This window comes from Bacillus cereus group sp. Bce041 (genome assembly GCF_052646455.1).
The window spans coordinates 180,147-201,507 of record NZ_JBQXON010000004.1; the positions used below are offsets into that span (position 1 = coordinate 180,147).

Here is a 21,361-nt window from a genome sequence, read left to right on the forward strand (position 1 = left end):
ATAGTCTTGTTTCTACTTTGTTTAAAAGAATTTATTAACTTTAATATTTGGACGGAATTTACATTTATAAATGGAGGGTTTCATAATGAATCAGTTTCAACAAGAACTACAATCATTAAACCTTAATGATTATCAAACTGGCAATGTTGTGTATTGGGATCAACAACAAAGTCAATATCCATACTATTACATTCAAGACGATGCACGTCGTTGCGGCGGATGTGGCGGTTGTGGTGGACGTTGCGGTGGATGTGGCGGTAGATGTGGTGGTTGTGCAGGTCGTTGCGGCGGATGCATAGGATGCGCAGGATGTTTCAGTTGCTTTAATTGCTGGAACTGGTGGATTATTTAAGTATAGAAAATTCAAGTTATTTTATATGAAAGAAAGGTGTAAAAACTATTTTGCACTTTTCTTTCATGCTGTAATTTTGATGTGTATTAAGGGGGATTTATTTGTATACATATGATAAGTTGATTTCTTGGGTAGAGGATATAAAAGAAAAAAATCATAGTTCTGCTACAGCACTTTGTATTATAAAAGATAATAAAATCGTACTAGAGCATTATAGTGGTTATCACTCAAATACATCTACAACCAAGAGAGTAACAGCATCTTCACAATTTAACGTTGCTTCTGCTAGAAAAAGTTATTTAGGATTAATGATAGCGTATGCGCTTTATGAGGGGAAAATAAACTCTATTGATGATGAAGCGATAAAATATTTTAAAGACTTTGATCCTGCATTGCTTAGTAAAACGACGATAAGACATTTAGTAACACATTCGCACGGATTAGAAGAAACGAATGACAGGACAATTTTTCGTGAATTTGCACCGGGGCAATCATGGGCGTATAGAGATATTAATGTAAGAATGATGACACGTCTTATTTATCAGCTATATAACAAAAGTTTTCCTGAATTGTTAAAGGAGCGTGTGTTTAAGCCTGCTAATTTTCAAGAAACAGGTTGGAGAGTTCAGCGAGATGAAAATTTAGTTGACGTTGTTAATAATCCAAATGAAGACGCAATTAGTGAAATTGGTACGGTAGATGACGGTACTGAAAAAAATTTGTTTGTCTCAGCTAGAGAATTTGCGCAGTGGGGCAATCTTCATTTAAATCAAGGTGGGATAGATGGTAAACAAATTGTTCCAAAAGAAGTTATAAAAATCGCTACGAGTTTGCAGAGTCCAACATATATAAACAAAGAGCTACCACAAAATGGATTGTTTTGGTTCATCCAAAATGAGCCTGCGCAATTAAGCAAACTTGGTGAACGTGTTCCAAAAGGGTCGTATCAAATATTAGGGATTACTGGACCGACCATTTTAGTAATACCTGAATATAATGTAGTTGTTGCAAAAATGTATAACAAAAGATATAACTACGGCGGTGATAATTACTTATATTATTTACGTGAATTTAGTAATTTAGTCGCTGATACATTTAGTAACGGTAATAGGGCATAATTACTCCTATAACAAAAAGGAGTGATTGAAAGTGAAAGATAAAGTGAACAAAAATAAAAAACAAAATATAAAAGATGTAAATACAGAGCAAAATGCAATTTATAGCGATCCTAAAGATGCAGCTAATATGCAAACTGTACCGCAGCCGAAAGATTTTGATGAAATCGAATATTAATTTTTCATCCGACTATATGATGAATGAAAAATACGTCTTAAGTCTCATAACATTTAAGAAATTATTTGATAACATATATACATAAGCATTTGAAAATGTCTTATCTTAACAAAGCTTTCTTTAGAAATATCTGATATAACCTGCAAAAGGCACTTCTTTATGAAGTGTCTTTTTGTGTATATGAACTTAATTACCATTTTCCGTACAGTATCTTGCAATTTATGATGGATATACTAACTGTGAAAATTCATGTCAAGATAAAAGAAGGGGACAGTTAGTATGAAACAAACTTCTATAAATCCGTTACTAATTGTTCTAGGTACAATCATTGTTCAAATTGGACTTGGAACAATTTATACATGGAGTTTATTTAATCAACCCCTTGTAAGTAAGTTTGGATGGAATCTTAATGCAGTAGCGATAACTTTCTCTATAACAAGTTTTTCTTTATCATTCTCAACTTTATTTGCAGCAAAGTTACAGAAAAAATTAGGACTTCGGAAACTTATTGCTACTGCAGGAATTGTTTTAGGACTCGGCTTAATACTTAGTTCACAAGTTTCTTCCTTACCACTATTATATTTATTAGCTGGTGTCGTTGTTGGTTATGCGGATGGAACAGCTTATATTACATCACTATCTAATTTAATTAAATGGTTTCCAAATCGGAAAGGGCTTATTTCAGGTATATCTGTATCAGCGTATGGAATGGGCAGCTTAATCTTTAGATATATAAACGGAAATCTTATCGATAACCTTGGTGTATCACAAGCATTCTTATATTGGGGTATTATCGTGTTACTTTTAGTGTTAATCGGATCGTTCTTCTTACGTGAGGCAATTGTAAGTAATGCTGTAACTGAAACATTACACAATGACTATACTCCGCGTGAAATGATGCGAACGAAACAAGTATATCTGCTATTTTTTATGTTATTCACCTCGTGTATGGGTGGTTTGTATTTAATCAGTATGGTAAAAGATATCGGTGTACAACTCGTTGGACTTAGCGCAGCAACCGCTGCAAACGCCGTTGCTATGATTGCAATCTTTAATACAGTAGGTAGAATCATTCTTGGGACGTTATCAGATAAAATCGGGCGAATGAAAATTGTCTCTGCAACGTTTATTATTATAGGATTGTCAGTCTTTACTTTAAGTTTTATTCCGCTAAATTACGGAATCTATTTTGCTTGTGTAGCAAGTGTCGCCTTTTGCTTCGGCGGTAATATAACTATATTCCCAGCTATTGTCGGAGATTTCTTTGGATTAAAAAACCATAGTACAAATTACGGGATTGTCTACCAAGGTTTCGGATTTGGTGCGCTTGCAGGATCATTCATTGGAGCGATACTTGGAGGATTTCAACCAACTTTCATTATAATTGGTGTTTTAAGTGTTATTTCCTTCATTATTTCAATATTAATCCGTCCACCAAATGCAGAGAAGAAAAAGGAACTAAAACATTTACATCGGAAAGTAGCTTAATTTTAAAAAGAGTCCTCATACTAGGGCTCTTTTTTATTCCATTAACTTTGCTTCTTTACCAACTCATTAAAGACAGGACAATATCATTTTAAAATTGAATAGATAAGTAAAAAGGAGCGTGACACTTAAAATGAAAATAGTACAGCAGTGGGTACAAGAAGATAGTGATTACATAAGAGAGAAAGTAATTGAATACAATCAAAAATATCTCGCAGATGAAGAAAAAACACCTTCAGAAAAGGTTAGTTTCATAGTAAGAAATGAAAAAGAAGAAATAGTAGGTGGGGTAACAGCAATAACTTTTTGGCACCATATACACGTTGACTTTCTATGGGTTTCTGAAGAATATAGACATGAAGGTTACGGAACCAAGTTAATAAAACTTATTGAAGAATTTGCAATTGAAAAAGAGTGCAGGTTAATCAATTTAGATACTTTTAGTTTTCAGGCGCCTGATTTTTATAAGAAGCATGGATATAAAGTAATCGGAGTAAGTGAAGATTATCCGAAAGGACATAATCATTATTATTTAGAAAAACGGCTAAAAAGTATATAGAATTTGTTAACATTAGTATTTGGAATACACATGCAATAAGGGCGAGGTTATTATTAATTTCAGTATTAATTGGATCAATTTTTATTCTAAAACTGCAAGAACGTACTTTGGATAATCTTCCTAAGGTACGTTCTTTTTTTATATCAGTAGCCTATTCTTATTAACTCCACCAATAGTGGTAAAGGCAAGACTTAACTAACTTATATATATTAAAAGGAGTTAATGGTAGAATGAATAGAAGACAGAAAATTCCTTTTATTAAAAATAGAGGAGGTACATATGAAAAAAGTTAATGTTACATACGCGATTTTGTACGATAAAACTAATGAAAAGATTTTAATGGTAAAAAACAAAGGGGAAAATGGTTCTTATTATACATTACCAGGTGGCGCAGTTAAATTAGGAGAAACATTGGAAGAAGCAGTAATTCGAGAAGTAAAAGAAGAAACAGGGTTACATATAAACGTAAAAGGGATTTGTTCTATCAGCGAAGCCTTTTTCGAGGAAAGAGATCATCATGCAATTTTCTTTAATTTTCTAGGTGAAATAATTGGCGGAGAGACATATATATCAAGGCCAAAAGAAATTGAAGAGATTACTTGGATGGAATTACATATAGCAGCTCCATATTTACGCATACCAGAACATTTACTAGATTTATTACAAAAGAAAGAAACAGTACCTTATTTTTTTAACGGAACAATCGTTCATCAATCTTCATAAAAATATTATCTCATGTAAGGCGGGGAAAACATGGAGTTTATCGTTAATCACAAACAATTCACTCAAGCACTTTCAGAAGTCAACAAAGCAATATCAACAAAATCTTTAATTCCTATATTATCTGGTATAAAAATAACTGCAGATCAATCTGGAATTACTTTAATTGCAAGTAACTCGAATATTTTTATTGAAAAATTCATTCCTGTTTTAATTGAAGACGAAAAGATTGCAACTATTTTAAAGGCAGGAACTATTGTTGTACCTGCAAAGTATTTCATTGAAATAATAAAGAAAATGCCAAGTGATATAGCAATAAAAAGTAAGAATGAGCAAATTATTAAGATACAATCAGAAGAAATCACATTAAGTTTAAATGGATTTCCTGCAGATGAGTTTCCGAATGTACCACTTATAGACAATCATGCAGAAATCAAAGTAGAGACAGAGCAATTGATTGAAGTATTTAAACAAACAGTTTTTGCGGTAGCAAAAAATGAATCTAGACCTGTTCTTACTGGGGTGCATATAGAGTTATCTAATAATAAGTTAATTTGTGCTGCAACTGACTCACATAGACTAGCGATACGTGAAACGCGACTTTCCTCAGATGTAAAAGCAAATTGTATTGTACCAAGCGCAACCATTAATGAACTTCTAAAATTAATGAACAGCAATTCGAAATTCGTATATATCTACCTTTCAGAGAGTCATATTATATTTACGCTCGGAACAACTACATTATATTCAAGACTAATTGAAGGGAAATATCCTAATATTTCTAACCTTATTCCAAATGATTTTAAAACGATTATTAACGTAGATAGAAAAAAGATATTACAAGGTGTAGACCGATCAAGTTTATTAGCAAGTGAATGGGCCAATAACAATGTTAACTTAGAAATCATAAACGAATCCACAATTAAAATTTCTTCAAACGCTTCTCAAATTGGGAAAATATCCGAAACGCAACAAATAGATGCGATTCAAGGTGAAAAACAATTAAATATATCTTTCGATGGGCGTTTTATGGTTGATGCTTTACGAGCAATAAAAGAAGAAACGATTACTTTAAGCTTTGGCGGTTCTATGAGACCGATATTGATTGAAGCAGGAGAACAATCTGCAGCAGTACATCTTATATCACCAGTAAGAGCTTATTAGGGATAGAGGAAGGAATTACATTATGTACAAGCAGACTTTTGTTTTATGAAATCATAAATCAATACATTATAAGAATGATGTATTAGTAAAGCAAACAGTTTACTAAATCCTACATAATATAATTCAATCATAGACAAAGCAGCAATGGTAATCTGAAATACAAAGCAAAATAATAATAACCTCAATATAAAAGCCATAGATTAATCGATATGGGGTGAGTATGATGAAGAAAATAATTGTTTTACTCATTGGTATAGTTTTAATTACTTTTGCTTTTTATCAATACAACAAAAAAGACTATGCGGCTAAAAGTACTAACTTGTATGTAGAAAACTTTAAAGGGGCAAATGATTCAATAAAAATACAATCTGCTATTAATAAAGCAGAATCTAGTAAAATTAAAACGGTATTACTTGATGATAAGAAGTATAAAATTACGTCACCAATCATTGTTAAAAAAGGTGTGAAATTATTATTTGGTTATGGATCCCAATTTGTAGTTGAGGGAAACTTTAGAGTTCTAGAACTGGAGAACAACGCATCCATTGAAGGAGCGTATGTAGCTATTGACGATCCTAAATTTAGCTCTGAAGTTATTTATTTAGACGGTAAAAATAAATATTATAACACTTGGAACAAAACACAAATAAAAGATATAAATATTATCAATTGGACGGAAACGAATAAAGGTACCGGAATTTCTTTATACTCTGCTGGAAAAGAAAATGAAATTTCGTTTGTTAACTTCGAAAACATTAAAATTGTAGGAATGGAAACCGGACTAAAATTAGTAGCAAAAAAACCGAGCACCGGACAAGCTTGGATAAATGCCAATCGTTTTATGAACTTTTCTTTAGAAGACTGTGTGAATATGATTTATATGGATAGTCAAGTAACTACGCCAAATGAAATTAGTGGGAATCAATTTACAAATCTTCAAATACAGCCTTCAAATAAAACAAAAAGCATTATAAAAGTAAGTGGTCAGTATAATGAATTTCATGGGATGGTGTGGGATTTAAATAAAATAAAACATGAAAACGAACTCATTGAACTAACTGATAAAAGTATGAATACAGTGATTGAAATGTCCAGTGTACCAGCAAATAGAGTTTTAGATAGTGGGAAATCCAATATTGTGAAATAAGTTTAAATACAGAAAAAAGAGCGAATTCTTTATAAGAGGATTCGCTCTTTTTATATTTTAAAATTAAATTTCCTTCCACCAAGCGGATGAAGGATAATTTGTAGATTTTAACGTAATAGATTCACCAATTTGAGGCGTTGTAATTTTAACTCCTAAACGGTTAGCTTCTTTCGTAATACGTTCTATCGGGTCACTCCATTCGTGTAATGCTAACGTAAAGGCACCCCAATGAATCGGAAGAAGTAATTCTCCTTTAACATCAATATGAGCTTGTACCGTTTCTTCAGGCAACATATGAATAGCAGACCACCTCGGATCATATTGCCCGCATTCCATTAATGTAAGATCGAATGGACCGTATTTATCACCAATTTCCTTAAAGTGAGGGGCATAACCGCTATCACCACTAAAGAAAATTTTAGTCTCTTGACCAAGAATAAGCCATGAACACCATAATGAACGATCTCTATCTGTCATACCACGTCCCGAGAAATGCCTTGCAGGCGCACATACTAACTTAATATTATCAAACGTAATTTCGTCCCACCAATTATGTTCACTAATTTTACTAGGCGAAACACCCCATTTAATAAGATATTGTGCAACTCCAGTTGGAACATAAAAGTGCTTTGCGCGATCTTTTAACTGCATAATACTTTTGTAATTCAAATGATCATAGTGATTATGAGAAATGATAATCGCATCAATTTCTTGAAGGTCATCACGTTCTAAAGAAAAAGTACCACTATAGCGTTTACTATTAAACAAAGGAAATGGGGAAGAGGCATCTCCAAACATAGGGTCTAATAATAGTTTTTTACCTTCTATTTTCAAAAGAGAAGCAGAATGGCCAAACCATGTAACACTCTCTAACGATTCATTATCTTTATTTGATAAAACGATAGGCAAATCCTTTATAGGACGCAGCTTTGATTTTATTTTAAAGTAATCCGTCATTAAACTTATAATATCTTTCGGTTTAAAACTCATATCAGTATGAATTTGATTTGTATATTTCTTATTCATTCGTTCTCCTTTTTACGATTAACAATTTATGTATGTTGTTATTGTAGCTATTTGTAGTTTAAACTATATTATTTTACCTTTCATCTAAATTGCCTTGTATTTCATAAATTCGTCAAATTCATTATTTGTATCTATAAAGTACAAATTGCACAGTGGCAGCTAAAACAAATATTAAGTACATGTAAATTGTTTTTATTTAGTAAATTCCTTCTTATACGCAACAAAGAACATACGTTTCGTTGTATGTTATAGAAGAAAATATGTCTCTAATAAAAGAAAGGAAGGAGAGGATGTAAGTGCACATAGAGCGAAAAAAGAAATCAAAATGTAAACTATCAAAATCTGAAATCATGCATTTGTATACTGAAGGGAAGAGCACCTCAGAAATCGCCATGCTTGCTAATGTGTCTGCAAGGTATATTCGTATGGTTTTATCAGACAATAACGTACCAAGACGCGCTATAGGGAGTTGGAAGAGAAAGTATGACATAACAGAAGATTATTTTAAAACGTGGTCAAACAATATGGCTTATATTTTAGGGTTTATAGCAGCAGATGGTGTTATACAGAAAGAAAATCAATGTGTCAGTATATCTCAAAAAGAAAGTTATATTTTAGAAGATATAAAAAAAGAACTAAAAACAAACCAGCCACTTTATCAAAACAAAAAAACAGGCGTATATATGCTAAACATTAATAGTAAAGTAATAAAAGACGATCTAATGAATATTCACGGAATCATGCCATGTAAATCTTTTAACATTGAATTTCCTTTAGTACCAGAAGAATATTTACATCATTTTGTTCGTGGATATTTTGATGGGGATGGTTACGTCAAGTATGAAACTTATACAGTTAATTTCGTAGGTGGATCATATAACTTTATGAATTCTTTACATCAAATTCTTCAAAATCGCAATTTACGAGCCGATTTACTAAATCAAAACAAACATTATCGTGTTATTTTATCTGGAAGAAAATCAATACAACTATTTTCAAATTGGATTTATAAAGACAAAGATATTTATTTGCATAGAAAATATGAAGTGTTTCAGAAAGAAAGTCTGAGTTTAGATCAATTACAAGATCGAAAATTAAAACAAACTCAAACTGCTGTTAAGCAAAGAAAACAAAGTTTCCTTGAAGAATATATGAAAAATAAATGTAATGCTATAACTTGTTCAAATTTAGAAATAAGCGAATCGGCTTTCAAACGTTGGCTAAAAAATGATAATCAATTTAAAAGAGATTATGAAAAGATTAATTTAACAATGTCCACTAGCGATAACTAAATATAAAATCCTAAAAAACCTTAGAATAGGTATGAAGATAGCTATTCTAAGGTTTTTTATTTTTAAATCATAAAGGATTCTTAATTTTATTGATTGAATATAGTAAATACATAGATTTTACAATTGTCTTGATAAAAAAGGAGAGAGACACCTTGCAAAAGAAATTTATCAATCCAGAAACGATGCCACCAACTTCTGGATATTCACATGTAGTGGAAGTTAGTAACGCTAAACGAACAATTTACATATCTGGACAAGTAGCGATTAACACTGATGGTCAAATAGTTGGCATTGGTGATTTAGCTACACAAACGCGACAAGTTTTCGAAAATATTAAAAGTGCATTAGAAACTTCGGAATTAAGATTTAATGATGTAGTAAAATTAACATTTTTCCTAACAGATATTTCTCAAATGGCCACTGTTAGAGATATACCAGATCAATACATTGATACTAAAAATCCACCAGCAAGTTCAGCTGTAGAAGTTAGAAAGTTAATTAACGATAACTTTTTAATTGAAATCGAAGCAATTGCTGTAGCAAACTAATTTTAAAAACTTATTATGAATCATATCAATGCAATTCGTTTAATGTGTTCAGTTAAAACGAATTGCATTTTTTATTGTCTTAAATATAATTTATATCTGGAGACATTTTCATCAACAACTTATAAAACAAATAACTAAACAATCCATCACACAGAATGATTAAAAAGAACGAGGGGAGGCTAATCACAAAAACCAACTTATCTATAATAAGTTTATTATTTAAAGTTAGTTAACATAATATATATTATAGGCAGTTATAGAAACAAAGCAATACCAGGTATCAAAACCCAAGTAAACTATACTTAATGAGACGAAACGGAGATTTTTGGTGAGATTTACATTAAATCTTATCTAAACAAATTTCTTCAGTTTTTATCGTTTTTATTTGTTATAAATTCATCACAGCAAATCTTAATCAATAATCGCTTAAGATTTAACGAATTAAAAACATTTTTGATTGGCAAGAAATTTTTATACAGAAAAATTATTTCTATACAAAATATAAATTAGTAATTTTATTTTATGTTTTACTTAATGAATTAATTGCTATTTGCACATGTTTTACAACTTTACATTATTTGTTGTTATTTCTGTCATTTAGACTTGACTTTCATTACACTCATTGTTTTTTATTCTAGTTAACATAACGCTTATTTTTAACATAAAAAAATCCTCCTCACCTTCAGGAAGATTTTTTGTTTGCTATTATTTTATTTATATCTTCTAGTAACAATCCCAATTGTAAATGACATTGGAAAAATCTAGATTTAACAAATCTTCCTTACGTATAAAGAAATTAGCAACCCCAGAATCACCCCACATAATATTTAATGAATCGTCTGTATCGATTTGCATCAATAATATGTCATGTTGCTGGTATTTTTCTTCCCATTCCCTTGGATCTGTCTGTGTGAAAAATGGATAACCACCAATTTTATGTCCTTGATCCTTACATAAATCATCATACAGTTCGCCTAATTCTGTATTATTTTCTTCATCAACAATTTCTTCCCAATCAATGTTATCATTAAAAATCATTTCAAATCGATAATCTCTTGGTGTTACTGGTTGATATGCCAACTCAAACTTTAGTTTTGCTGCTTTGGGTATGATAAAATTCTCTAAATCTAAAGTGTTTAAATAACTAAAATCAGTAATCACCTTAGTTAAATCCGCTGTGATTGTAGAATGATAAACAATTCGAAAGTCTTTTTGGGTTGTGGGATGATCAAAATCTGCTCCAAAAAGATCTTCTTCAGCACTTATGAAAAACTGTAACATTCCATGTTGAGGCATATGTTCAATGTTTGGTATTTCTTCAAGGTTTAACTGCGCAAGTAGCATCATAGGTTGTCCGTTTGAGTCTTTAGGATGCTCTTGATCTATAGGTAAATACGGATATCCACCAAACTTACTTTCAAAAAGCGTTGTCTCTGCTTGCGTTCCAGACACTTTAACATACGGTTTCACACTTTCTTCTAAAATACTACGATACTGTTCTAGTTCTTTCGGAATTTGAAGTTGATACGTATTCTTCACTATATTTGCCTCCTTTTAGTAATGAATTGAAAATGCCTAACTTAATTATATAGTAAGCGATAGCTTAATTGAAAATCGTTAAAAATCCATTTTCACCCTCATTTTTTGCGCGCTTGGTGGACAAAGTAGATTATGTTCTAATACCTTTTTATTAATAGTTCGAATTAAATCCGCTGCTTCTGCAGTATTTGTATTTTCTTTTAGCTTTTCTTTTAAATCGTCAATTTCTTTTGAAAGCTCAATCCACCTAGGTAAAACGTGATTATTTGCTAAAGTTCTATAAAGTTGCTTTTCAGGATTGTACGAAAGATCTTTATCAAGATTAAGAGGTTTCCCTTTACCAGGTAAATTATCAAAAGACCCTTTCTTTTCTGCTTCTTTAACGATAGAACTAATATGATCTTCATACGTATAGGACCAAACTTTCTCATCTTTTACTAAAATCTCTTGCTTTTTTAGTTTTTTATCTAGTTCTTCTTGATTCATAGATTCTCTCTCCTTTTTATTTTCTAATGTCGTTTTTGTAAATTCTAATGCCCTTAATCCATCGAATAGCTTTTCTCGCCACCATACGCTATCATGTCCGCCTTGAAACTCTTCTTAAGTGGTTTGTGGTGTTTCATTTCTTCTAAAGCTTTATATAGCCGTCTATTAGCCGTTAAAAGAGGTTCGTTTTCGAGTTCACCTACTGCTATGTAAGAATGTAGATGAGTCGTATTAGAATTTATTGATAAAATTTGATTTTCAATCCAAGGAATTGTATTTTCATAATTATCCTTTTTCCAATGTACGGATCCAGACATTGACAACACATTTCCGAAAACATGTGGATTTTGAAGTGCTGCATAAAAAGCTGCTAAGCCACCAAGACTGAAACCAGCAATTGTTGTATGATTCCTTTCTTGATAAACGTGATACTTAGATTGAATCCACGGAAGTAATTCCTTTGTTAAAAATGTATTCATTTTATCGTTATAAGTTAGCTCTTCTAATCGATCGACAGGATCTATAGCAACAGCAATGCAAGATGGGATTTCTTTTTCGTAAATTAAATAATTAAGTGTTTTTTCAATTAAAAGGCTCTGAATGAATGAATTCCCATCAAATACAATGAGAAGTTCTTGAAGATGTGGAGTGTGAGAATAATCATGAGGCGTATAAATATGAATTTTACGTGTGTTATTTAAAATCGAACTATGAAAAGAATATGTTTCAATTCTCCCAGATGGATAATGATTTGAAGGGAAACGACTGCTATACTGCATGTCCATACTTATTTTTAACACAGACGCTTTATTGGTACCTTCTCCAAATGTATTTTTATTAAATGGGTCTAATCGATACTGTTCACTACGCTTTATCCAATTATTTTCGAAAAAATCATTTACTGTAAAATAATAAGTTGAAATAAAACTCTTATTTGTTCTAAACGTAACATACCAAATATCTGTCTGTAACAATCGTTGTAATTGATTTACAGACAGATCCCAACCAGGAAAACTACCGAATACATAAACATTTTCAGTATTTTGATTGCCTAACCATATATACGTTATAAGTTTATACTGATTATCTATAGGGCATAGTTCTATTAGTAGTGTATGATTTGATTTCATGCAAAAAAGTATAAAGAGCTTTTTCGTTTCCATTCTTTAATTGATTTTTAAGCTGCTCTAACTTATGACTAATGATCGAAGTCACCTCTCTTCCTCTTTTGTAGTACTCTATATGTAGTTTTTTCATTAGAATCCCTATATAAAAGTAGTCGTAAGTAATGTGTTTAGAGAAGTTATTGATTAGAGAAATGATCAATCGCTTGAATAGAAAGTTCCAATGATTTTATTCTTCTTTCTAAAAGTGTTCTTTGAGGACTCCCAAGCTTTGACTTATCGTAAATCTTTTCAATTGATGGAAGCAAACCAATCAGAACATTACGAGCTTCTGCTAAATCTTCCTGAGTATAATGATGAGTTTCTTGCTTCCAAACACTTTCTAACATAGCTAAGCCGATACTAGCTGCTTTGAGTCTTTTTTTCACTAAAGTAGTATTTGAGCCCTTTTGAGTCATCTGTGATAAGGCATTTTCAAGTTTACGGATTGTTGACTGTAAAGATTTTATTGATTCCAATTTATCTATTTTTGATACGTTTTCCATGTTAATGTTGTCCCTTCTACATTGTTGACTTATTTTGTTTAAAGCTTGATTTCACTCGAAATATATTAACATAAATAACTAACTGTATTCGAGTTGGACAATAACTTAAAGTAAAACAGCTATTCCTCTCTCCTCCCTGTATCATTCTATTATATGTACTTCTTTCTTCTCATTAGAATTCCTATATAAACTAGTTGTTAATATTGAATGTTTTATGAACAAAAAAACGTACAAGTAATGTAACCTGTACGTTTTCGCTTTTATTCAGTAAGATAATAAAGTAATAGCTTCCTGGTCTTCTCATAACTTATGAAATCTCTATACAAAATGGGATAATTCACAATTTCTGTTTCTAGAAAACGATATTACGGAAACCACTCAAAAAACGATTTTCTTAACCACTTTATTTGTTGAAACGTAATGTTCTGTTCGTTTCCATTTAGTATAGAATTTAAAGTAGCTGCTGTATGCATCCAATAATGATTAAAATCAGCGTTTATACAGTCATCTTCGGTAAATTTACTTTTTAGGTCTCGTTGCAATTTTGCTGTAGCACGATAAGGAAACGGTTTATGAAGTGGACTATGCATTTTCTGCAATTCCTTAAAAATAATTTGTTTTCCTAACTTCAACTTTCTCCTCCTTTATTTCTCTATCCAATTTAATAAGTTTTCATAATGATATTGAGCATCGATATACCCAAGATTATATAGATTAACAAGCTTTTCCTTATTTCTTTCTATTCCGCTTATAGGAAGCTGTACACTTGGCTGAATTACATAAAAATTATCTTTTTGTTCTTCTTGATTCATATAAAATATCGTCTCATTATAAAAACGATAATGGTTTACTAAATTCTCTGCGATTTTCGGATATTTTCTATATAAAATTTTAGCCAGGCCTGAAAATTTATTTCGCTGCTTCTCATATCCTTCTGGCTTTGTCATAATTACAACGTTCTTTTCATAACCATCCTTTTGGGCTTTCAAAACAGGTATAGGGTCTATAATCCCTCCATCTAATAATTTTCGATTATTATATTCTACAGCAGGTGCTATAAACGGCACAGAGCTAGATGCACGAATGATTTTTAAAATATCATTTCCGTGTTCTGCTTTATTATAATAAATGGCTTGTCCTGATTCGCAATCAGTTGTCCCTATAACAAACTGTTCATTACAGTTTAAGAAAGTTTGAAAATCAAATGGTACAATTTTATTAGGTACTTCATCAAATAAAAAATCCATTCCGAATAATTCACGTTTTCGAATTAAGTTTCGATAAGATATATACCTGTAATCTGATACTAGCTCTGTATTTACTTTCTTATTTCTCCCTTGTTGACGCGACAAATAGGTTGCTCCCATACAAGCTCCAGCGGATACGCCAACTACATAAGGGAAGAATAAGTTCTTTTCCATGAAATATTCGAGTACGCCTGCAGTATATAAACCTTTCATTCCTCCGCCTTCTAATACTAAACCGATATTTTTCATACTATATCCCTCTGCTTCTCTTTTCTTAATTTCATATTAGCATAAGATATTAGGATGAAGTTATATAAATGAATTACAACAATAACCAGAAACTACTAAAGTAATGTCATAATATCTTTGTGAGTAACATGTTACAATATAAGTAATTCATTCCACATATATTAAAGGAGGAATTTAATATGGGTTTATTTAGCGGTATTTTAGGAAATGCATCAAATACGAGTTCTGAAAGTGTAGAACGTGATTTAGAGAAGATTATGCTAGACGATGAAAAAGTAGAGCATGCTTATAAATTAATTCGTGATCTAATCGTATTTACAAATCGTCGTCTTATATTAGTAGATAAACAAGGAGTAACTGGCAAAAAAACAGAATACCATTCTATTCCTTATAAAAGTATTACACAATATAGCATCGAAACGGCTGGGCATTTTGATTTAGATGCAGAACTTAAAATTTGGGTGTCTAGTATGGAGGAACCAATTACGAAAGAATTTAAAGGTGACGATAGTATTTTAAGCATTCAAAAAGCGCTAGTAACCTTTACGACAAAGTAGTGTTTTTTGTATCTTTATTCATTTTCGAAATTACTAACCCGAGTATTTTGGAAGAACATACATTATTTTTGTATATTTAATCTAAAATAACATAAAAAGGTAAAGCGTATTTTAAATGCTTTACCTTTCTTTTTTGTAATAAACAAGTGTAGTTTTATCATTTAATTTCTTTATTACTTCTGTTCTTTTATACCCCATTTTCTCGTATAGAAAACAATTTCTTTCTTCTTCTAAAATCGTAGCAAGTTCAAAACTTCGTGCTTCTGGAAACATTTCTTCAATTAAAATAAGTACCTTCTGAGCAATTCCTTTCCCTTGATAGATTGGATGAATAAACATTGGACTAATCCAAAATTTATAAGGTAGTTCTTTTGCGGATATACATATCGCTCCAACAAGTTTCGAATCTATTATCACCTTATAAAAATTACTGCTGGGATTATTTATTCTAAAAATAGTTTTTTCAATAGTTTCATTTGCTGGATTTGTTTCATAGTCTTTATATTTATGTAATAAAGAGCTAAATGAGTCTATTTGCATTTGAAATATAACTTCTGCATCAGTTTCTGTCGCCTTCTCTAATGTAATCTCCATGTTACCAATTTAGTCGCTTTCTTAATGAAGTTATATGAGCTGTATGATGCCGTCCGTGCCATGCGTATAGTCCTATTGCAACAGCAAGTTTTGTTTCACCAGTTTCAGGATGGTTAAATGTCTTTTCTAAATCTTCAATTTCTAGAGAATATAAAAGGTTAACCCATCTTTTATGTAATGAATCTAGCATTACTAGTGAAACATCTACCGGTAATTTTGAATCGGGTAACTCTGCCCACTTCTCTTCTTTATACGGCTTAATAGTGGGATTCTTTTCTGTCAGTGCTAATTTAAAGCGTATGTAGCTATTCATATGACTATCAACGACGTGATGAACTACTTGACGTACAGTCCAACCTCCAACGCGATATGGTGTATCTAACTGCTTCTGATCTAAATCTTTAATTGCCTTTGTTAGTTCATTTGGTAAATCTTCAATTTCTTGAATCCATGTATCAATCATTTCTTCAGTTATAGGACGTTTGTATGTAAATTGGCCAATTGGATAACGTAAATCATTCATGAATAAGTCCTCCTTATTATAAGCGTGAAGTATTTCTCCAAATATAGTGTACAAACTTCACATGTTCTCCATTTAATTCTACAGAAGTTGTATCTGATTCGTTTTGATAAGAAGAAAATCCGCTTTTTTCTAGTACAATTTGTGATGCGAGATTATTAGTAGTTGTTTTAGCATGAACTTCAGTAATTTCATTATTTTTCGCTACATCTAAAATTAATTTTACGGCTGCTGTAGCAACTCCTTTTTTAGTAAATTTTTCTCCGACCCGATACCCTAGCGAACTAATTTGAGTTTCCGTATCTATATCTACTAAATTAATTCGCCCTACAATTTCTTTTTCTTCATTACGAATTAAATAAAAATAAGAATCTCCATCTGCTTGTTCTATTAATAAATCGTCTAGTAGTTTTTGGAAATATTCAAATTCAAAATATTTTGAGCCACGATTTGGCACCATTGTTTCAAAAAAAGATTTATTCGTAAGTTCAAACGTAAATAAATCCTTAGCATCTTGTTTCTTTAGTTGCTCTATGTATATTTCCATCCCGTATTCTCCTTCTAGATTTACTAACTGTTATACATTCTTTTTTAATCAATTATATTCCTGCTATTACTTTCGATTAAGTAATACAGATAGTAGCACTTTCGGATGAAAAAGATGAAATGGACTACGAATTAAATTCATCACTCGTACTAACCGAATATAAACATCAGAATTACTTGCGGATAGTCGATATATTTGTTTCGTATACCATAGCTGAAATTTTTGTTTTGTAGTTAATTCTCTCTTTAGTTGCGGATGACGTGATATTTCCGTTGTTGTCATATCCCATGGGGTTTCTATTATATTAGCTGCCTTTTTATAAAATTGTTGTGTAAATGTTTTATCAAGTTGTTTTCTACCTTGCAGAAGTAATTGCAACTGGTGAGCCTCCATAGCAGCAACTGATACGCCTTGGCCGAAAACGGGATCAAAACGACATTGCGCATCTCCAACAACTAATAAGCCTTCTGGTACATTATTCACTAAATCAAATCGCCGGCGTACTTGATAAGGAATTTTGTATGTCTTTATATCAGTAATTCCCTCAGCCTTGTTTAGGAAGTCTGTAACATTAGAAATTGATAGGTTTTCAGCAAAATCATAAAACTCATCATCTGTTTGTGGTGCTTTCTCGTTTGCGTATCCACTGAAAGTAACAAAATAACGATTATCTTCTATCGTTTGAATAAGAACGCCATAAGGGTTATCAGGGAAACTCGGAGACATTAACATATTACAACAGTCTAATTTCTCATTTTCTTTAAGTTTGAACATTTTCGTTGCGTAAAATAAATCAATACGAACTTTCTCTTCTTGTACTTCAATTTCGTATTCTCGTAACCACTCTATACTTTTTGAGCCAAATCCACTCGCATCAACTACAAGGTCTGCATGAACTTCTTCTTGTATGTCTGTCTCTAAATATTTAACTTTTACTCCACACACTTTGTTAAGCTTTTCATCTACCAATAACCCTTTAACCAATGTTTCATATTTAATAGTAATATTTGAAATTTGATGTATTCGTTTTTGAATATGCCATTCTAGCAAAGGACGACTTTGTTGAATCATATGTACTTCCCCTATGAATGGCTGTTTCCATAAACCAAATTGATGCCATTTTAAATCACGAGTAAAGTTATTTACGATACTACCTGCTTCTATTAATTCATTCGTAATATTAGGAAACAATTCTTCAATTGCGTTTTCTCCACCTTTTAATAACACGTGAGGATGATTACTTTGTGGAACTCTTTTTCTCGAAGACTTTCCATCCCACCTTTCACCAGCTTCTATAATGATTACTTCTTTAAAAGAAGTTGATAATGCTTTTGCTGCAAACTTTCCTGCCATACTTCCACCAATAACGATAGCCTTATTAAACATATTTTCCCCCTTAATAAAAAGAGATCCTGCCTTGTATGAATGAAACAGGATCTTAAACTAATTAACTTCTTTATCATTATACTTAAAATACATCAGTAAATTGCAACATTAAAATTAAAATACCTAATCCCCATACGTAATACGCGAATACTTTTAAAGAGTGACGTTTTAAATATTGAATCATCCATGAAACGGCTATGTATCCAAAAAATGCTGCTGATAACGTTCCGACAATTAAAGATGTACTAGAAATAGATTCTGCTTTCCCTTGAAAAACGTCTACAAATTGCAAAATGATAGCTCCAACAATGGCTGGTGTCGAAAGTAAAAAAGAAAAGTAAGCAGCTGTTTCACGATCTAATTTTCTCCATAATGCAGCGACAATTGTCATTCCAGAACGAGAAATGGCTGGAAAAATAGCAGCAGCTTGAAATGAACCGATAATTAATGCGTCTTTATATGTTATGTCATCCATTTTTTTACGACCATTCTTTTGTTTATCTGCCATGTAGAGAAAGAATCCGGTCACTAAAAACTCCCAACCGATCGTGATTCCTGTTTTTGAAATATCTTCAAAGAAGTCTTTAAACAATAAACCAATTACAACTGCAGGTATCGTCCCAACGATAAGTAATAACATGAGCTTTGAAAATGGGTTTTTAATTAAATATATAAATTCTTTTTTGTAATAAATAAAAACCGCAAGTAAAGTCCCAATATGCAGCATCGTATCTAAAAATAAGCCAGCCTCATCTAATCGGAACAAATGCCTTCCTAAATAAAGATGTCCGGTACTACTGATTGGTAAAAATTCTGTTAAACCTTGAATTATACCTAGTATGAAAGCTTCTAACCAATTCATGATGGTCTCCTTTCTCTTTTGCTTGTACCAATATATGAGGGTTAAATTTTCGATATGAAAAAAACTATATTTCTCTATGAATTTACTTTTCATTTATGGATATATATGTAAAGAGGGTTAAGGAGGGTTATTATGTGGAAGCACACAAAATTCGGTAATGTATTACTTTGGGTGGGCCCTATCCTTGTATTTTTAGGACTATGTATGACAAATGTTATTTCAGATATTCCTTTCTTTGAGGGAAAACATAAAACGGTTGGTATTGTACTTATATTTATAGGTGTAATCTGTTTTGTTGCTGCTAATCATTTGAAAAAAGGAGAAAGATATGAAGAATAAATCTAAATAAAAAACAATCCTGGCATATTAGCTAGGATTGCTTTTTATTAATGTTGATTATTTGTAAAATACTTTATCAACGTTATATTTCGCTTTGTATTCATTAATGATATATGTTTCGTAAATTTCTCTTTCTGTTGGATCTTCTACGATACATGCATCAATGCGGTATACTTCATCACGGTGATTTTTAATTGGTGAAACATTATCTTCAAAATGCTTCTTAATACGTTGTCTAATTTTACGAGCTTTACCTACGAAAAGAAGTTCGTCATTAATATTGTAAAACATAAAAATGCCGCCTTTATCTCTAGGGAACAAGTGGAAATCGATAAATCCATTAATTGGAGTAATGATTGGCTCGTCTCCTTTAATAACTTGTTTACGTTCAGTAATTGAAACATCAGCTTCAGGAATATTAATTTTAATCAAGTTCATTCACGTCCTCTTTTATTATAAAGATAAATAATAGCATACATAAGTAAGAAAAGCTATGTTCAGAGGCATATTTCATTTTATAATTCAAATATTATAGGTGTATCATGTAAACTTTTCTTCCAAATCATATGATCGCTGGATTCTCCCCAGTAATCTTTCAATACATAGCTAGGTTTTCCAAACTTTTTCGTCCATATACTTTGCGCATTTTTATATCCACTATCTAAACAATATTCTGTTATCCCTCTGCTAAGTAATGTAAGAAACATTGTATGTAGTAATAAACTCCCTATTCCCTTTCTCTGATACTCCGGAAGTATGAATACAGTTCCTATTTCATACAAATTTTTAAGTACACCACCTGTACAACTATTAATCAATGTACTTGCTGGACCGATTTCGATTGTTCCAATGATTTTATCGTTACTTGTATCAATTGCTAATAAAAAGTAACGACCTTCTCCGTTACTATCAAAATCACTTTTCAAATACTGCTTTTTTGAGTTAATTTCATTTTCTATGTCATCCAATGATTGTGACAATCCTTCATTTTTGTATGTATTCGTAATAACGATACGGAAAAATAAATATAGTTCATCTACATCATTCAAATTCGGTCTTCTAACTGCAACGTTAGTCATGAATTCAATCTCCAATCCTCATTATGCCATTGTCAATACAACACTTTATATAATCTATTCATCATTATTCTGCAAAAACCTGCATAAATCCAACAGTATAGAAAGCTCATTATAGATATTGATAAAATAATTTTTATATCCATAGTTGTATGAACAGCAGGACCAAGTACCGGAAAACGGAAAACATCGAGAACAATCATAATACCAATAATTAGACAAGTTGCTGAAAAGGAAACAATCCAAATTCTCCTCTTTAATTTTAAAAAGGATACTCCTAAGGCTAGACCTAATAAGCCTGTAGTAAAAGGAAAGACAATTAGTTCACTTGGCTCAATAATAAATAATAGAAAAATAGTAAGAATATAAGAAAGTATTCCCTCACGAATAGAATAGAAAATAGCAAAAAAAATCGGTAATGTCGAAAATGGACTAATGAGCAAACCTATACCAGGAACTAGGTTTCCTGCTGCTTGAAACATGGTGGCTAATGTACTCATCAAAGCTGTAAGTACTAACTTATTCGCAAGGGACAATTTTCTTTTATGAACAAAGCTCGTATCATGCTCTATCATCAGTTGATACCAATAACGTACAAACCAATTCATCAATATCTCCCCCTAAAGATGCCTCATTCATTACTTTCTATATTATTCATACACTAGTGGTTTATGAGCTGCTTTCTACTTGTTATGAATTACTAT

Annotated in this window: 23 protein-coding genes and 3 pseudogenes; 12 read left to right on the top strand and 14 right to left on the bottom strand. The window is 31.5% G+C overall.

The window, feature by feature from the left end:
• The first annotated feature begins 85 nt into the window (after nt 1-85).
• The 8 genes from ACUN13_RS15105 (at nt 86) to ACUN13_RS15140 (ending at nt 6,720) form a co-directional block, all read left to right on the top strand.
• Nucleotides 86-352, top strand: coding sequence for a heterocycloanthracin/sonorensin family bacteriocin (locus ACUN13_RS15105; protein WP_001071389.1), 267 nt, complete (start codon nt 86-88; stop codon nt 350-352).
• A gap of 101 nt (nt 353-453) precedes the next feature.
• Nucleotides 454-1,470, top strand: a complete 1,017-nt coding sequence (locus ACUN13_RS15110; RefSeq protein ID WP_409532059.1) for a serine hydrolase domain-containing protein — start codon at nt 454-456, stop codon at nt 1,468-1,470.
• Between the two features lie 31 nt (nt 1,471-1,501).
• Nucleotides 1,502-1,645 (top strand): hypothetical protein, encoded by a 144-nt coding sequence (locus ACUN13_RS15115; protein ID WP_000653680.1) that lies wholly within the window; start codon nt 1,502-1,504, stop codon nt 1,643-1,645.
• A 279-nt stretch (nt 1,646-1,924) separates the two neighbouring features.
• Nucleotides 1,925-3,133, top strand: a complete 1,209-nt coding sequence (locus ACUN13_RS15120; protein WP_025687535.1) for an L-lactate MFS transporter — start codon at nt 1,925-1,927, stop codon at nt 3,131-3,133.
• A gap of 130 nt (nt 3,134-3,263) precedes the next feature.
• Nucleotides 3,264-3,689, top strand: coding sequence for a GNAT family N-acetyltransferase (locus ACUN13_RS15125; RefSeq protein WP_025687534.1), 426 nt, complete (start codon nt 3,264-3,266; stop codon nt 3,687-3,689).
• 279 nt (nt 3,690-3,968) lie between these two features.
• Nucleotides 3,969-4,412, top strand: a complete 444-nt coding sequence (locus ACUN13_RS15130) for an NUDIX hydrolase (RefSeq protein WP_000757601.1) — start codon at nt 3,969-3,971, stop codon at nt 4,410-4,412.
• 30 nt (nt 4,413-4,442) lie between these two features.
• Complete coding sequence (dnaN, locus tag ACUN13_RS15135) at nt 4,443-5,573, top strand: DNA polymerase III subunit beta (protein ID WP_025687533.1); 1,131 nt, start codon at nt 4,443-4,445, stop codon at nt 5,571-5,573.
• Between the two features lie 223 nt (nt 5,574-5,796).
• Entirely contained in the window at nt 5,797-6,720 is a 924-nt protein-coding gene (locus tag ACUN13_RS15140) for a hypothetical protein (RefSeq protein WP_025687532.1), read from the top strand.
• Between the two features lie 63 nt (nt 6,721-6,783).
• On the opposite strand, the gene ACUN13_RS15145 is transcribed toward ACUN13_RS15140, so the two are convergent.
• Nucleotides 6,784-7,746 (bottom strand): MBL fold metallo-hydrolase, encoded by a 963-nt coding sequence (locus tag ACUN13_RS15145; RefSeq protein WP_001037060.1) that lies wholly within the window; start codon nt 7,744-7,746, stop codon nt 6,784-6,786.
• Nucleotides 7,747-8,042: 296 nt separating this feature from the next.
• Here ACUN13_RS15145 and ACUN13_RS15150 point away from each other — a divergent pair, with 296 nt between their 5' ends.
• Nucleotides 8,043-9,038, top strand: a complete 996-nt coding sequence (locus ACUN13_RS15150; RefSeq protein WP_000546829.1) for an LAGLIDADG family homing endonuclease — start codon at nt 8,043-8,045, stop codon at nt 9,036-9,038.
• Nucleotides 9,039-9,190: 152 nt separating this feature from the next.
• Nucleotides 9,191-9,586 (top strand): RidA family protein, encoded by a 396-nt coding sequence (locus tag ACUN13_RS15155; protein ID WP_409532062.1) that lies wholly within the window; start codon nt 9,191-9,193, stop codon nt 9,584-9,586.
• A 723-nt stretch (nt 9,587-10,309) separates the two neighbouring features.
• Here the strand turns inward: ACUN13_RS15155 and ACUN13_RS15160 are convergent.
• From ACUN13_RS15160 to ACUN13_RS15180, 5 genes and pseudogenes are all read right to left on the bottom strand, one after another.
• Nucleotides 10,310-11,125, bottom strand: coding sequence for a DUF1963 domain-containing protein (locus ACUN13_RS15160; RefSeq protein WP_088344348.1), 816 nt, complete (start codon nt 11,123-11,125; stop codon nt 10,310-10,312).
• Between the two features lie 78 nt (nt 11,126-11,203).
• A pseudogene (locus ACUN13_RS15165) lies at nt 11,204-12,826 on the bottom strand (DnaJ family domain-containing protein).
• Nucleotides 12,827-12,914: 88 nt separating this feature from the next.
• Nucleotides 12,915-13,280 (bottom strand): hypothetical protein, encoded by a 366-nt coding sequence (locus ACUN13_RS15170; protein ID WP_000432659.1) that lies wholly within the window; start codon nt 13,278-13,280, stop codon nt 12,915-12,917.
• A gap of 260 nt (nt 13,281-13,540) precedes the next feature.
• Nucleotides 13,541-13,912: pseudogene (locus ACUN13_RS15175) on the bottom strand (YxiJ-like family protein).
• A 12-nt stretch (nt 13,913-13,924) separates the two neighbouring features.
• Nucleotides 13,925-14,776, bottom strand: a complete 852-nt coding sequence (locus ACUN13_RS15180) for a patatin-like phospholipase family protein (RefSeq protein WP_409532064.1) — start codon at nt 14,774-14,776, stop codon at nt 13,925-13,927.
• Between the two features lie 179 nt (nt 14,777-14,955).
• On the opposite strand from ACUN13_RS15180, the gene ACUN13_RS15185 reads away from it, so the two are divergent.
• Nucleotides 14,956-15,333: a PH domain-containing protein gene (locus ACUN13_RS15185; protein WP_000522476.1), complete on the top strand. Its 378-nt coding sequence runs from the start codon at nt 14,956-14,958 to the stop codon at nt 15,331-15,333.
• A gap of 120 nt (nt 15,334-15,453) precedes the next feature.
• On the opposite strand, the pseudogene ACUN13_RS15190 reads toward ACUN13_RS15185, so the two are convergent.
• From ACUN13_RS15190 to ACUN13_RS15210, 5 genes and pseudogenes are all read right to left on the bottom strand, one after another.
• Nucleotides 15,454-15,927: pseudogene (locus ACUN13_RS15190) on the bottom strand (GNAT family N-acetyltransferase); the annotation flags it as partial.
• Nucleotide 15,928: 1 nt separating this feature from the next.
• Nucleotides 15,929-16,450 carry a YfiT family bacillithiol transferase gene (locus ACUN13_RS15195; protein WP_000999070.1) on the bottom strand — a complete coding sequence of 174 codons (522 nt, stop codon included), beginning with the start codon at nt 16,448-16,450 and terminating at the stop codon, nt 15,929-15,931.
• Nucleotides 16,451-16,466: 16 nt separating this feature from the next.
• Nucleotides 16,467-16,994: a GNAT family N-acetyltransferase gene (locus ACUN13_RS15200; RefSeq protein WP_000409236.1), complete on the bottom strand. Its 528-nt coding sequence runs from the start codon at nt 16,992-16,994 to the stop codon at nt 16,467-16,469.
• A gap of 66 nt (nt 16,995-17,060) precedes the next feature.
• Entirely contained in the window at nt 17,061-18,380 is a 1,320-nt protein-coding gene (locus ACUN13_RS15205; protein ID WP_409532068.1) for an FAD-dependent oxidoreductase, read from the bottom strand.
• 82 nt (nt 18,381-18,462) lie between these two features.
• A complete protein-coding gene (locus ACUN13_RS15210) occupies nt 18,463-19,242 on the bottom strand; it encodes an undecaprenyl-diphosphate phosphatase (RefSeq protein ID WP_001104298.1) in 780 nt (259 codons plus the stop codon).
• 132 nt (nt 19,243-19,374) lie between these two features.
• Between ACUN13_RS15210 and ACUN13_RS15215 the strand changes: the two genes are divergently transcribed.
• A complete protein-coding gene (locus ACUN13_RS15215) occupies nt 19,375-19,581 on the top strand; it encodes a hypothetical protein (RefSeq protein ID WP_000265477.1) in 207 nt (68 codons plus the stop codon).
• A 57-nt stretch (nt 19,582-19,638) separates the two neighbouring features.
• Here ACUN13_RS15215 and ACUN13_RS15220 read toward each other — a convergent pair whose 3' ends face one another.
• The 3 genes from ACUN13_RS15220 to ACUN13_RS15230 all read right to left on the bottom strand — a co-directional run bounded on the left by ACUN13_RS15220 (nt 19,639) and on the right by ACUN13_RS15230 (nt 21,265).
• Nucleotides 19,639-20,019 (bottom strand): nucleotide excision repair endonuclease, encoded by a 381-nt coding sequence (locus ACUN13_RS15220; protein ID WP_001048941.1) that lies wholly within the window; start codon nt 20,017-20,019, stop codon nt 19,639-19,641.
• Between the two features lie 77 nt (nt 20,020-20,096).
• Nucleotides 20,097-20,660, bottom strand: a complete 564-nt coding sequence (locus tag ACUN13_RS15225) for a GNAT family N-acetyltransferase (RefSeq protein ID WP_000185966.1) — start codon at nt 20,658-20,660, stop codon at nt 20,097-20,099.
• A gap of 32 nt (nt 20,661-20,692) precedes the next feature.
• Nucleotides 20,693-21,265: a hypothetical protein gene (locus ACUN13_RS15230; RefSeq protein ID WP_001103998.1), complete on the bottom strand. Its 573-nt coding sequence runs from the start codon at nt 21,263-21,265 to the stop codon at nt 20,693-20,695.
• Nucleotides 21,266-21,361: the final 96 nt, after the last annotated feature.

What these genes read in the sequence shown, in the direction of transcription:
- ACUN13_RS15225 (WP_000185966.1), bottom strand. Translation starts at nt 20,660, where the DNA reads ATGACTAACGTTGCAGTTAGAAGACCGAATTTGAATGATGTAGATGAA.
- ACUN13_RS15145 (WP_001037060.1), bottom strand. Translation starts at nt 7,746, where the DNA reads ATGAATAAGAAATATACAAATCAAATTCATACTGATATGAGTTTTAAA.
- ACUN13_RS15125 (WP_025687534.1), top strand. Translation starts at nt 3,264, where the DNA reads ATGAAAATAGTACAGCAGTGGGTACAAGAAGATAGTGATTACATAAGA.
- ACUN13_RS15180 (WP_409532064.1), bottom strand. Translation starts at nt 14,776, where the DNA reads ATGAAAAATATCGGTTTAGTATTAGAAGGCGGAGGAATGAAAGGTTTA.
- ACUN13_RS15230 (WP_001103998.1), bottom strand. Translation starts at nt 21,265, where the DNA reads ATGAATTGGTTTGTACGTTATTGGTATCAACTGATGATAGAGCATGAT.
- ACUN13_RS15140 (WP_025687532.1), top strand. Translation starts at nt 5,797, where the DNA reads ATGAAGAAAATAATTGTTTTACTCATTGGTATAGTTTTAATTACTTTT.
- ACUN13_RS15200 (WP_000409236.1), bottom strand. Translation starts at nt 16,994, where the DNA reads ATGGAAATATACATAGAGCAACTAAAGAAACAAGATGCTAAGGATTTA.
- ACUN13_RS15210 (WP_001104298.1), bottom strand. Translation starts at nt 19,242, where the DNA reads ATGAATTGGTTAGAAGCTTTCATACTAGGTATAATTCAAGGTTTAACA.
- ACUN13_RS15120 (WP_025687535.1), top strand. Translation starts at nt 1,925, where the DNA reads ATGAAACAAACTTCTATAAATCCGTTACTAATTGTTCTAGGTACAATC.
- ACUN13_RS15170 (WP_000432659.1), bottom strand. Translation starts at nt 13,280, where the DNA reads ATGGAAAACGTATCAAAAATAGATAAATTGGAATCAATAAAATCTTTA.
- ACUN13_RS15185 (WP_000522476.1), top strand. Translation starts at nt 14,956, where the DNA reads ATGGGTTTATTTAGCGGTATTTTAGGAAATGCATCAAATACGAGTTCT.
- ACUN13_RS15220 (WP_001048941.1), bottom strand. Translation starts at nt 20,019, where the DNA reads ATGAACTTGATTAAAATTAATATTCCTGAAGCTGATGTTTCAATTACT.
- ACUN13_RS15105 (WP_001071389.1), top strand. Translation starts at nt 86, where the DNA reads ATGAATCAGTTTCAACAAGAACTACAATCATTAAACCTTAATGATTAT.
- ACUN13_RS15195 (WP_000999070.1), bottom strand. Translation starts at nt 16,450, where the DNA reads ATGAATGATTTACGTTATCCAATTGGCCAATTTACATACAAACGTCCT.
- dnaN (WP_025687533.1), top strand. Translation starts at nt 4,443, where the DNA reads ATGGAGTTTATCGTTAATCACAAACAATTCACTCAAGCACTTTCAGAA.
- ACUN13_RS15130 (WP_000757601.1), top strand. Translation starts at nt 3,969, where the DNA reads ATGAAAAAAGTTAATGTTACATACGCGATTTTGTACGATAAAACTAAT.
- ACUN13_RS15205 (WP_409532068.1), bottom strand. Translation starts at nt 18,380, where the DNA reads ATGTTTAATAAGGCTATCGTTATTGGTGGAAGTATGGCAGGAAAGTTT.
- ACUN13_RS15215 (WP_000265477.1), top strand. Translation starts at nt 19,375, where the DNA reads ATGTGGAAGCACACAAAATTCGGTAATGTATTACTTTGGGTGGGCCCT.